The 12,706-nt window shown below is 61.3% G+C and carries 10 protein-coding genes; 5 read left to right on the plus strand and 5 right to left on the minus strand.

All coding sequences use genetic code 11. The features are described 5' to 3' along the window. Entirely contained in the window at positions 1–1,524 is a 1,524-nt protein-coding gene (locus YUO_RS41665) for a tripartite tricarboxylate transporter permease (RefSeq protein ID WP_051379641.1), read from the plus strand. Between the two features lie 22 nt (positions 1,525–1,546). On the opposite strand, the gene YUO_RS0125160 is transcribed toward YUO_RS41665, so the two are convergent. Beyond that, the gene (locus YUO_RS0125160; protein WP_035727598.1) at positions 1,547–2,371 is read right to left on the minus strand and encodes an AraC family transcriptional regulator; all 825 of its coding nucleotides are present in this window, start codon (positions 2,369–2,371) and stop codon (positions 1,547–1,549) included. Between the two features lie 120 nt (positions 2,372–2,491). On the opposite strand from YUO_RS0125160, the gene YUO_RS0125165 reads away from it, so the two are divergent. The 4 genes from YUO_RS0125165 (at position 2,492) to YUO_RS0125180 (ending at position 6,765) form a co-directional block, all read left to right on the plus strand. Continuing rightward, a complete protein-coding gene (locus YUO_RS0125165; protein ID WP_028349760.1) occupies positions 2,492–3,712 on the plus strand; it encodes an MFS transporter in 1,221 nt (406 codons plus the stop codon). 82 nt (positions 3,713–3,794) lie between these two features. Further along, positions 3,795–4,670, plus strand: coding sequence for a hypothetical protein (locus tag YUO_RS0125170; RefSeq protein WP_028349761.1), 876 nt, complete (start codon positions 3,795–3,797; stop codon positions 4,668–4,670). Between the two features lie 23 nt (positions 4,671–4,693). Then, complete coding sequence (locus YUO_RS0125175) at positions 4,694–5,977, plus strand: tetratricopeptide repeat protein (RefSeq protein WP_235782824.1); 1,284 nt, start codon at positions 4,694–4,696, stop codon at positions 5,975–5,977. A 95-nt stretch (positions 5,978–6,072) separates the two neighbouring features. Continuing rightward, the gene (locus YUO_RS0125180; protein WP_028349763.1) at positions 6,073–6,765 is read left to right on the plus strand and encodes a cupin domain-containing protein; all 693 of its coding nucleotides are present in this window, start codon (positions 6,073–6,075) and stop codon (positions 6,763–6,765) included. Positions 6,766–6,817: 52 nt separating this feature from the next. Here YUO_RS0125180 and YUO_RS0125185 read toward each other — a convergent pair whose 3' ends face one another. From YUO_RS0125185 to YUO_RS0125200, 4 genes are all read right to left on the minus strand, one after another. After that, positions 6,818–8,743: a potassium transporter Kup gene (locus YUO_RS0125185; RefSeq protein ID WP_028349764.1), complete on the minus strand. Its 1,926-nt coding sequence runs from the start codon at positions 8,741–8,743 to the stop codon at positions 6,818–6,820. A 157-nt stretch (positions 8,744–8,900) separates the two neighbouring features. Then, entirely contained in the window at positions 8,901–10,802 is a 1,902-nt protein-coding gene (locus tag YUO_RS0125190) for a potassium transporter Kup (protein ID WP_028349765.1), read from the minus strand. Positions 10,803–10,960: 158 nt separating this feature from the next. After that, positions 10,961–11,788, minus strand: coding sequence for an OmpA/MotB family protein (locus YUO_RS0125195; RefSeq protein WP_028349766.1), 828 nt, complete (start codon positions 11,786–11,788; stop codon positions 10,961–10,963). 33 nt (positions 11,789–11,821) lie between these two features. Further along, on the minus strand, positions 11,822–12,595 hold the full coding sequence (locus YUO_RS0125200; RefSeq protein ID WP_028349767.1) for a motility protein A: 774 nt from the start codon (positions 12,593–12,595) through the stop codon (positions 11,822–11,824). Positions 12,596–12,706 lie beyond the last annotated feature (111 nt).

Genomic DNA, 12,706 nt, shown 5'->3' on the forward strand with positions numbered 1-12,706 from the left:
ATGTTCGAGCTTTTGGGACATGGGCTGCTGACGGTGTTGCAGTGGAATTATCTCGTTCCGCTATTCGCCGGCACGCTCATTGGCATCATCGGCGGCGCGCTGCCGGGCGTCACCATCACGATGACGATCATCGTCATCCTGCCGTTCACCTATGGCCTCGATCCCTTGCAGGGGCTGGCCGCGATGACCGGCGTCTATGTCGGCGGCTCTGCCGGCGGCCTGGTTACCGCGTGTCTGCTTGGAATTCCGGGCACGCCCTCGGCGATCGCCACGACCTTCGATGGCTTTCCGATGGCGCGGGGTGGCGCGCCGGGCCGGGCGATCTGGCTCGGCGTGTGGTCGTCGTTGTTCGGCGGGCTGCTCGGCGGTCTTTTCCTGATCCTGGTAACCGGACCGCTCGCGGCCATCGCACTTCAGTTCGGACCGTGGGAGTATTTCTCGCTGTTCGTGCTGGCCATGGCAATGGTGGCCGGCCTGGCCGAGTCCTCATTCATCAAGGGCCTGCTGTCGACCGCCATTGGCCTCCTGATCACCGTCATCGGCACGGATCCGATCGGCAGCGTGCCGCGCTTCACCTTCGGGTCCGAGTTCATCAGCGGCGGCTTCCCGTTCCTGCCGGTGCTGATCGGGATCTTTGCGTTCGCGCAGATCATGTCTGACATCGAGAAGGCAGCAGTTCCAAAGACGCCGGAGGCCGTTCTGACCGCGCAGCCGAGTCTGCGGGTTTCCCACCTCAAGGTGATCGGCGAAATCCTCAGCCGTCCGTTCCTGCTCTTGTGGTCGACGATCGTCGGTATCCTGATCGGCGTGCTGCCGGCGATCGGCGGCAGCGCTGCCAATATGCTGGCCTACGACCAGGCGAAGAAGTTCTCGCGCCACCCCGAGCGTTTCGGCACAGGCGTCCCCGAGGGCATCATCGCTTCTGAGTCCTCCAACAATGCCAATGTCGGCGGCTCGCTGGTGACCATCATGGCGTTCGGCATCCCCGGCGACGCCGTGACCGCCGTCATGCTGGGCGCCATGACGATCCACGGCATCCAGTCGGGGCCGCTGTTCGTCTCGCAGCAACCCGCCCTCGCCTACGGTATCTACGCCGCATACATTTTGGCACACCTGCTGATGGTGCTGATCCTGGCCGCGGGCGCGCTATTCATGCTTCAGATCACCCGGGTCAGGCTCGCGGTGCTTGCGCCGGTCGTGCTGGTGCTTTGCGTAATCGGTGCTTACGCGCTCAACAACACGATGCAGAGCGTCTATGTCCTGCTCATCTTTGGTGTGTTCGGCTATGCGCTGGTGAAGGGCGGATTTCCGCTGGCTCCGCTGATCCTCGGCCTCATCCTCGGCGACCAAATCGAGATCAACCTTATTCGGGCGATCATGACGGACGACAACCCGCTGCTGTTCTTCACGCGGCCGATTTCCGGCGCGTTACTGTTCTGTGCGGGGCTATCGGTCGCCCTGGCTGTCTGGCAGCACATGCGTCATCGGGCGCGAACCGCGCGTGAGGAAGCGCCCGACTTCTGACGCCCGAGTTCGACTTTGCGCTTCATGCAGCCCCACTACCAACTACGAGGCTTAGATTGCGTCTATATTGAAGAGGACTAACTCTCATTTCCGAGCGAAACATGAATATGAATGCTGACGCCGAGGAATAGCCAAGGCGTAGTGCGATCTCCGTGATCGGAAGGTCGCTGCCCAACATTTCGATCGCCTTGAAAAGGCGCAGACGCTGACGCCAGGTGCGCAAGCTCATGCCGACTTCGCTCTCAAAGCGTCGAGTCAGCGTTCGCGGCGACATCCCGATCTCAAGCCCCCACTTGTCACTGTGACGGGGATTGGCGGGATCGGCATAGAGGCTCTCACAAAGTGCAAGCAAGGCCGGGTGTGTAGGCCATGGCAGGGCTCCCGAGATAGGCGTTGCCCGTCGCAACTGCTCGAGGATGAGTGCGGTAACGCGGTCGGCGTAGTGACGATCTTCTTGTTTGAGCGATGCGGCCTCTATGATGAGTGCCCGCAGAAGCGTGGATACATGAATGACCGCCGTCCCGGAGGTCATTCCTTGGCTTGCGTCATCGGCTATCCAGAGGCTTCGGAATTCCGCGCCCATGAGGGAGCCGACCGAGTGTTTGGTACCGGGCGGCAGCCAGACGGCCTGTTCTGGGGAAATGACGAGACTTCTTCCGTCAGCGTTGACGGTGAGCGCGCCGGAAATCGCGTAGACGAGTTGATTCCAGGTGTGGCTGTGCTCGGCAAAGTAGCTTCTCGCAGGAAGCGACTGGACCCGGACGATCAGAGGCTCAGGTGATCCAAGACCTCGCGGGCTATCGAGTGGCTTCCAGCCAACGTTTTTGCGCGATTTGTGACGTTTCATCGATATAAATTGGCATTTTGTAGAGGGAAACACCAGTGCTTTGTTCTTAGGCTAGCCGGATCTACGACGATGCCGAGCTTGATCGCGGGACATCTCATTGACTGGCGGAGCAGTCGCAGCATGAACTTCAATTTTCCCGCGCTCAACCATGAGGCGGCGACAGCCGTTCGCCGAGAGCGCAGCAATGTCGTAAGGCTTGCCGTCGCTCAGGCTCTCGCGGGCGCCAATTCTACGGTCGTCTACGCAATCGGAGCTGTCGTTGGCGACATACTGGCGCCCAGCAGGACGCTGGCGACGCTGCCGGTTTCCGTTTTTGTCGTCGGCATGGCCCTCTGCACCCTACCGGCGGGCGCCGTCGCCGAACGGTATGGCCGGCGTACGACTTTCCTGCTCGGTGCGGGCAGCGGCATCCTCGCGGGCTTGATCGCGTTTCTTGCGGTCCTGCAGGCCTCGTTTCCGCTGTTCTGCATGTCGACCTTTTTCGGGGGCGCCTACGCCGCCGTGGTGCTCTCCTTCCGCTTTGCCGCTGCCGATTGCGCGGCGCCGGAACGGCGGCCCCGTGCTCTTTCCGCTGTGATGGCCGGCGGTGTATTCGCTGGTGTGATAGGTCCGCAACTTGTGACGCACACCATGAACCTGTGGGGGCCTTACCTCTTCGCTGCGACGTTTATTGGCCAAGCGGCGCTTGCGGCTTTCTCCGCAGTCATCCTGGCGGGCGTTCAGCTTCCTCGGCCAACTGCAACTGAGCGAGGCGCCGGAAGGCCGCTCGCTGTGATCGCCTACCAGCCGCGTTTCATCCTGGCAGTGATCTGTGGGGTCGTTTCCTACCTGCTCATGAATTTCATCATGACGGCAGCCCCGCTGGCGATGAAATTCTGCGGCTTGTCCCAGGAGTCAGCCAATCTTGGTCTGCAGTGGCACGCCATCGCGATGTACACTCCTAGCTTTTGGACAGGACGCCTTATCACGCGATTCGGTTCATCCGCTGTCGTCGCCGTCGGGCTGGCGCTCATCGCTGGCTCATCGTCGGTTGGTCTGCTCGGCATCGACGTCGGGCATTTCTGGGTGACGCTGATCTTGCTCGGGATCGGCTGGAATTTCGGCTTCATTGGCGCTTCGGCCATGGTTCTGGAATGCCATCGTCCCGAGGAAAAGGCACGGGTCCAATCGCTTAATGACTTCGTCGTCTTCGGCACGATGACGGTCGGTTCATTCCTCTCCGGCGGGCTGCTGTCGTCCTTCGGCTGGTCGACCGTCTTGGTTCTGTCGTTCGTACCACTACTGATCGCGTTGTTGGCGCTAATTGGGTTTTCGTGTCGAGGCGACCTACAGCGAACCTGACCAGCACGGCGCTTGCCGCCTTGCCAATACAAAGTGTTCAAGCCAGCCGGCTTGCGCAAGAAACGTTTCGAGGAGATGCGACATGAACGAAGCAGACGCCCCAGTGCAATATATGGAGCGAACGCGCCGCTATTACCGTGCTCTCGGTTACGCCAACGACTATGTCTGGGCGAGCTTTGATGATGTCCCCTTCACCCGGCCGGCCAAGCCACTGTCGGAGCTGCGCATCGCACTGATTACCACGGCTAGTCCGCTGGACTTTGATGGGGTGAAGCGGGTGTGGTCAGGCGTCGTTTCGCCGCCGCCGGAGAAGCTGTTTACCGACAATGTTGCGTGGGAGAAGGAATCGACCCACACCAATGACCGGGCCAGCTTTTTGCCGATAGAAGCCGCTTTCGAATTAGTCGCCGAGGGAGTCATCGCCGGACTGACCCCGCGTTTTCACGGCGCGCCAACAGAATACAGCCAGCGAAAAACGGTGACCAAGGATGCGCCCGAAATCCTGGCGCGCGTTCGACAGGATGGAGCGGATGCTGCAATCCTTTGCCCCCTTTGCCCCGTTTGTCACCAGACCGTGAGCCTGGTGGCGCGTCACCTCGAAGCGAATGGAATTCCGACCGTCATTGTCGGTTCGGCGCTGGACGTTGTCGAGCATTGCGGCGTTCCACGGTTCTACTTCACGGATTTTCCGCTGGGCAATCCGTGCGGGCATCCTTGGCGACCCGACATGCAGCGTAAGATCGTACGCGAGGCGCTCGCCCTTTTTGAGACATCGAAGGTGCCGCGAACAACTGTCAAGGCGCCATTTGCCTGGAACGAAGAAGGAGCGGTCTGGCGGGCACGATACGGGCGAGTCACCCCCGCAGATCGAGAGCGACTGCTCAAACTAGGCGATGAGCGGCGCCGTAAGCAGGCGCAATCCAAGCAGGCGGCTGCCAATAGAGAGTTATCCGAATGACTGCGAACTCGATGAGAAATTTCGTGAGCGCTTTTGAAGACCGATACGGGAACACGTTGAGCACAAGCTCCAGCAATGCCCGAGACGCTTATATCGTCGGCGTTGACAAGCTGTTATCGGCTGGCTGGGGCATTGATCAAGCTTTCCGTGAGGCGATCGCGGCCGATGAAAATTTTGCCCTTGCGCACATCGCGCTTGCGCGGAGCTTGCAGATTCTCGGTCGGGGCCACGAAGCAAAAGATCCGCTCGAACGCGCGTTGGCACTCGCCCCAGCTACGACAGCGCGCGAGCAAAGTCATATTGCGATCTTTGCCAAAATCCTGGGCGGTCGGGGCGCTGAAGCTGTTTCGATGATAACCGAACACATCAAGGACTGGCCCCGCGACGCCATGGTGCTGGCGCCGGCCACCGGTGTTTTCGGTCTGATCGGCTTCTCCGGTAAATCCGGGCGCGAGGTCGAGCAGCTAGCACTGCTGGAGCCGCTGGCCACGCACTATGACGATGACTGGTGGTTTCGAACGGTGCTCGCGTTTGCCGAAATCGAACTGCATAAGCTCGATAGTGGTTTCAAGAATATCGAGGCCGCACTTCGCGGCTTTCCTCGCAATGCACACGCTGCGCATATCAAGGCTCACATGTTCTACGAGAAGGGGCAGCGCGAAGAAGGGCTCGCCTATCTCGACCAATGGAATGCCGCCTACCCGCGAGAGGGACAACTGCATTGCCATATAAGCTGGCATCTTGCCCTCTGGTCGTTGGAGACCGGCAGGCGCGATCAGGCATGGAAGATCTATCGCGAAGCGCTGCATCCGGGCGGTTCGTGGGGACCGCAGATAAATGTCCTCACCGACTGCGCTTCGTTCCTTGCACGGGCCGAGATGGCAGGTGAGCCGCGATCTCCGGAATTGTGGGAAGAAATCAGCCAGTATGCGGCGAAATGGTTTCCCAATTCAGGGATCATCTTTGCCGATATACACAGCGCACTTGCCTTTGCAATGGCTGGCGATGCCGAGGCACTTGCGAGGATGATCGAGAACCCAAAGGGTCCCGCTGCGGACATTCTGGTACCGATTGCGCGCGGCTTCGACGGTTTAGCGAGGGGTGACTGGACACGGGTCGTCGATGAACTAGATCCGGTTTTGCACGCCCATGAAAGGGTCGGAGGTAGTCGCGCGCAGCGCGACCTCCTGGAATATTCCGTGACCTGCGCCTTGCTGCGCAGTGGTCGCGCCGACGAAGCGCGGCGCCTGATAACGTTGCGACGACCTCAGAATGCAGCGAGCGGACTTCCGCTCGCCGGAATCTAGAGCGGACCCACTACAGCCAGGCGCGAGCAACGGCGAAAGAGCCGAGGTAGTGGAGCGCCAAACCTTGTATAGTGCTACGATGAGGGAGAGCAGCGATGCGCATTAACGATGACCTATCAAAGCCAGTTTTCGTTCATGCCGCGAAAATGGACTGGGTAGCCAGTCCGTCGGCCGGCGTTGATCGGCGCATGCTGTTCCGCATTGGCGGGGAAGTGGCGCGCGCCACATCGATTGTGCGTTATGCTCCCGGCAGCATCTTCCCGCGTCATACGCATAGCGGTGGAGAGGAAATTGTCGTCCTGGAAGGCACCTTTCAGGACGAGCATGGCGATTACCCCGCAGGCACCTATTTTCGTAATCCTCCGGGCACGTCGCACGTCCCCGCCTCGAAGGATGGCTGCACCATTTTCGTCAGGCTATGGCAGTTCCGTGATGCGGACCAGATTCAGATCGTGCGTCGACCAGGTCAGGGAGAACAGGTCGAGCCGCGGCCTGGCGCAATGAAAGCAACCGTCCTGTTCGAGGATGGGCATGAGGAGGTGCGTCTGGAACAATGGGCGCCAAGTGAAACCATCAGGGTTGCGAACACGCGCGGGTTGGAGTTTTTCGTTCTATCGGGGGAACTGATAATCGGGAACGAAGCGCTGGAGCCGCAGAGCTGGGGCCGCCTGCCCGCCGGCGTCGACCTGAACGTGAGAGTTGGTTCGCAAGGTGCGAAAATCTGGACGAAAGAGGCGCCGCTGCTGCATCCGGATGTCAGTCGGCTGCCCGGCAATCCAGCAGCCTAACCGACCGGGAACAACAAAATAGGAAAAGCTCCTCGCCGAATTGAGCTCTTCCCTAGATCGTCACCTGCGTTCCCACCTCCACCACGCGCCCGGTCGGGATCTGGAAATAGTCGGTGGCGTCGTTGGCGGCGCGGCTGAGGCGGATGAACAGCAAATCCTGCCAGCGCGGCATACCGGAATGGGCGGCGGGTTTGAGCGCGCGGCGGGACAGGAAGAACGATGTCGACATGATGTCGAACTGCCAGCCGAGCTTGCGGGCGATCGCCAGCGTCTTTGGCACGTTGGGCGATTCCATGAAGCCGAACCGCAGCGTCACCCGGGAGAAGGTCTCGCTGAGCTGCTCCATCCGCACCCGCTCGGCATCGTCGATCCGTGGGCTGGGCGCGGTCTCGATGGTGAGGATGACATTCTTCTCATGCAGCACCTTGTAGTGCTTCAGGCTGTGCATCAGCGCCGTCGGCGCGCATTCGGGGTCGGAGGTCAGGAACACGGCCGTGCCGGGGACCCGTTGCGGCGGACGCTTCTCCAACATCGCGACCAGTTCGGCTAGCGGGAATTCCAGCTTGCGCGATTTCTCGAACAGCAGCCGGCTGCCGCGGCGCCACGTGTACATCAGGAGCATCACGATGCCGCCGAGCGCGAGCGGCACCCAGCCGCCCTCGAGCACTTTCAACAGATTGGCGGCGAGGAAGGTGATGTCGAGAAACAGGAACGGGGCGATCAGGGCGGCGGCCGCGATCGGCGACCATTTCCAGACGCGCCAGACCACGACAAAACCCATCATGGCCGTCACCACCATCGTGCCGGTCACGGAGATTCCGTAAGCCGAGGCCAGCCCGCTCGACGAGCGGAACAGGACCACCAGCAAAATCACCGCAACGAACAGCAGCAGGTTGATGCGCGGGATATAGATCTGACCGGAATGCGCTTCCGAGGTATGGCGGATTTCGAACCGCGGCAGCAGCCCGAGCTGGATCGCCTGGCGCGTCAGCGAGTAGGCGCCGGTGATGACGGCCTGGCTCGCGATCACGGTCGCCGCTGTCGCAAGCGCCACCATCGGGATCAAGGCCCAGTCCGGGAACATCAGGAAGAACGGGTTTTCAATCGCCTTGGGGTCGGCGATCAACAGCGCGCCCTGCCCCAGATAATTGATCGCCAGCGACGGCAGCACGATGAAGAGCCAGGCGGTCTGGATCGGCCGCTTACCGAAATGGCCGAGATCGGCATAGAGCGCTTCCGCTCCGGTGACGGCAAGAAACACCGCACCGAGCGTGATGAAACCGATCATGCCGTGATGAAGCATGAAGGACACGGCGTAGAGTGGATTGAGTGCCTGCAGCACTTCGGGATGCCGCATGATCTGCGGCACGGCTGCCACCGCAATGACAGCGAACCAGACGCACATCACCGGTCCGAAGAACGCGGCGACGCGCGCGGTGCCGCGGGATTGCACGGCAAACAGCGCCACCAGAATGATCACCGTCAGCGGCACGACATAGTGCTCGAAGGTGACGGTGACGAGCTTGATGCCTTCGATCGCCGACAACACCGACAGCGCCGGCGTAAGAACCGCGTCGCCGTAAAACAGCGCACCGGAGATGATGCCGAGCAGCACGATCGCCGCCCCGCCCTTGCCGACCGCGCGCTGCGCCAGTGCCATCAGTGCCAGCGTTCCGCCCTCGCCATTGTTGTCGGCGCGCAAGAGGATGACGACATATTTCAGCGTCACCACCACGATCAATGCCCACAGGATCAGCGAGAGCACGCCGAGCACGGCCTGTGGCGTGGCAGCGGTCGAGGCCTCGCTGGCGGCGACCACCGCCTCGCGCAGCGCGTACAAGGGGCTGGTGCCGATGTCGCCATAGACGACGCCGATGCTGCCGAGCATCAGCGCCTTGAAGGTGGCGGTGGAATGCGCTTCGCCATGACCATTGGCCGCGGGCGTTTCCGCCGCGGGGATCGCAAACTGGACTGACATGAGATGGGGGGCCTCGGTTCCTTACCGCACTGCACAAGTGCAGAAGCGCAGCCCTATACTCCCGGGACGAATGGACCGGTTAGCCGGAATCCAGGCCTCCGGTATGCGCCTTCTGCATAGATGGCGGCAACGGCTGCGGCCAGTTTTCCATCTGAAATCAGATGGTTACTTGGGTACCCACTTCCACGACCCGCCCGGTCGGGATCTGGAAGTAGTCGGTGGCATCGTTCGCCGACCGGCTCATCGCGATGAACATATGATCCTGCCAGAGCGGCATGCCCGACTGCGCCGAGGGCTTGAGCGACCGCCGCGACACGAAGAACGAGGTCGCCATGATGTCGAACTGCCAGCCGAGCTTGCGCGCGATCACCAGCGCCTTGGGCACGTTCGGGGATTCCATGAAGCCGAACCGCAGCCGGACGGTAGAAAACTTCTCGCTGATGGTTTCCATCTTGACGCGCTCTGAAACGTCGACCCGCGGCGTTTGTGCGGTTTCGATGGTCAAGATCACGTTGTGCTCGTGCAGCACCTTGTTGTGCTTGAGATTGTGCATCAGCGCGGTCGGCACAAAGCTCGGATCCGAGGTCAGAAACACCGCCGTGCCCTTGACGATGTGGGGCGGTCGCTTTTCCAGGCTCTTGATCAGGTCCATCAAGGGCACCTCGATGCGCCGCGTCTTGGCAGTCAGGATCGCGGCGCCGCGGCGCCAGGTCCAGATCATCACTGCGACCGCAGCGCCGAACAATAGCGGCACCCAGGCGCCTTCCAACAGCTTCAAGAGGTTTGCGGCAAAGAAGCTCATGTCTACGACAACGAAAGGCAGGATCACGGCCGCCGCGGTTGCGGCGCGCCAGTTCCACAACTTCCAGATCACGACAAAGCCCATGATGCCGTCGACCACCATGGTCGTGGAGACGGCAATGCCATAGGCCGAGGCCAGACCGCTGGAGGTGCGGAACAGCAGCACCAGCAGCACGACCCCGATCAGCAGCATCCGGTTGACCCGCGGCAGGTAGATCTGGCCGGCATGGGTTTCGGAGGTGTAACGGACCTCGAAGCGCGGCAACAGACCGAGCTGCACCGCCTGGCGGATCAGGGAAAAGGCGCCCGTGATCACCGCCTGACTCGCGATCACGGTGGCGGCGGTCGCCAGCACCACGAGCGGGATCAACAACATCTCCGGGACCATCCGGTAGAATGAGTTTTCGATCGCCGACGGATCGGACAAGACCAACGCGCCCTGTCCGAAATAATTGATCAGCAACGACGGCAACACAAAAAAGAGCCATGCGGCCCGGATCGGCTTGCGCCCGAAATGCCCGAGGTCGGCGTAAAGCGCTTCGCCGCCGGTCACCGCCAGAAACACCAGGCCCATCGTCACCAGACCGATGACGCCATGGGACAGCATGAACTGGATCCCATACCAGGGATTGATCGCGTAGAGCACCGTGGGATCGTCAGAGATATGGACGAGGCCCATCACCGCCAGCGTCAAGAACCAGACCACCGTGACCGGCCCGAAGGCCGAGGCGACGCGCGCGGTGCCGCTGCTCTGCACCGAGAACAGCACGACGAGGATGAAGATCGTCAGCGGCACCACATAATGTTCGAGCGCGGGCGTGACCAGCTTGAGACCTTCGACTGCCGACAAAACCGAAATCGCCGGCGTGATCATGGAATCCCCGATGAACATCGACGCGCCGACCACGCCGAGCGCCAATAGCGGCCAGCTCCGCCGGCCCAGCGCCCGCTGACCCAACGCCATCAGGGACAGCGTACCGCCCTCCCCATTGTTGTCGGCGCGCAACAACAGCAGCACATATTTAGCTGTCACCACGATCAACAGTGACCACAGAATCAGCGAGAGCACGCCAAGTACAATGATGCGCGATACCGGCTGGCCTTCGGCCGCGTGTGTGGCAGCCTCGCGGAACGCATACAGTGGAGAGGTGCCGATATCGCCGAACACCACGCCGATACTGCCCAGCGTCAGGGCCCAAAAGCCGGAGGTGGCATGCCCATCATGGGCTGCTTCGGTAGATGTGACGCTGACAGTCATGATGGAGAAGGAACGTTCTCGTCGTTGAATTGATCCGCGCGGCTATCGGCGCTTCCGCGTTGCCTGTCAATCATCGCGCGACCATAGCACCACGCGCGATGCGCGACTGGCACAAAGTAGCCACAGCGCGACGCTGGTATTATGGTAGTCGAACCGAATTACGGCTTCAGGTTAGGCGGAAGCGGTGGATTTTCGCGCATCAACGTGATGGTAACGCGACGGTTTGCCGGCAGCGTCGGATCGTCGGGAAACAGCGGCTGGCTGTCGGCCTTGCCGCCGACGGCGTAGATGTGGGATGCGGGCAGCCCTTCGCGTTCGAGGATCTGGCGCACGGCGTTGGCACGGTCCGCCGACAGATCGAAGGCGCCATATTCGCCGCGTGACGGCAGGAAGCCGGCAGAGGTGTGGCCGACAATGTTGAGCCGCAGCGGTGTCGCCTTCAGCGGCACAGCCAGTTTCTGAATCAGCCGGCGGGTGCGGTCGTACGGCACTTTGGAGCCGTCGGCGAACATCGAGCGGCCATCCTGGTCGACGATTTCCAGATTGAGCCCCTCTTTGGTTTCCTCGAACATGATGTTCTTGGACATCTCGGTCAGTTCCGGCATGTCCTGCAGCGCCTGGCGCAACGAGGCCGCAGCGAGCGCGAACTCGCGATCGACCTTCAATCGGGCTCCGTTTTCGCGCTGACGGTCCTTGTCGTCGGGCGTCGGGGTATTGGAGGCATCCTCGGGCGGAATATGCTCGACATTCTTCAGCTTCGGCCGCGTCGGCAGGCCGTCGGATTCGACGATTCCCGAATGCCGGGACTCGGTCTGCACACCAAATGCCTCGCGCATCGAGCCGGCGACGATCTTGAGCTTTTGCTGGTCCTGGCTGGAGAACGCAACCAGCATCACGAAGAATGACAGCAACAACGCCATCAGATCGGCGAACGTCACGAACCAGCCGTGACCGCCATGCGCCTCTTCGCGTTTTTTCTTGGCCATGCTTTATGTCCGCGCCTTGATGCTATCAGCCGATCAGGCCGGAACCAGTTCGCCTTCCTCGTGGCGGTGCTTCTCGGGCAAATAGGCCAACAGCATTTCACGCACCAAGGCCGGGCTCTTGGAATCGCGGATCATCAGGATGCCGTCGATGATCAGCGTGCGATTGGTTTCCTCGTCGATCAGCTTGCCATGCAGCTTGTCGGCGATCGGCAGGCAGATCAGGTTCGCAACGACCGCACCGTAAAGCGTGGCCAGCAAGGCCACCGCCATGAACGGTCCGAGCTTCGAGGGATCCGACATGTTCGAGAACATCTGCACCATGCCGAGCAGCGTGCCGATCATGCCGAACGCCGGCGCGCAGTCGCCGATCGCCCGATAGATCTTCGAACCTTCGTTCAGGTGCATCAGAAAATTGTCGCGATCGCGCTCCATGTTGTCGCGGATGAATTCGAGGTCGTAGCCGTCGGCGACATAGCGGATGCCCTTGGCGAGAAACGGCTCGTCGGTCTCTACCTTTTCCAGTCCGACCGGGCCCTGCTTGCGGGCGATTTCGGCGATGCGCGCCAGTTCGTCGACCAGGTCGCGCGCCGAAAGACGGCTCATGGTGAAGGCGAATTTCGCGCCGAGCGGCATGCCGTGCAGGATCGCGCTGAGCGGAAAGCGGATCATGGTGGCGGCGAACGAACCGCCGAAGATGATGATGACGGCGTGGATGTCGTAGAACATCCGGAAATCACCACCCATCAGGATCAGCGTCGCCAGCACGATTGCACCGGCTGTCAGGCCAACGAGCGTGGTGATATCCATTCTGAACTCCAACGCGTACGCGAACTACCGGCCATCCTGACCGGTCGCGCGCTCCATTCGGAGCTGGCGCAGAGGAACCCTACGACCGCGCAATTAAAGAGCCGTAAAGGT

The organism is Bradyrhizobium murdochi, from assembly GCF_000472965.1.
In the GTDB taxonomy this organism is placed as follows: Bacteria; Pseudomonadota; Alphaproteobacteria; order Rhizobiales; family Xanthobacteraceae; genus Bradyrhizobium; species Bradyrhizobium murdochi.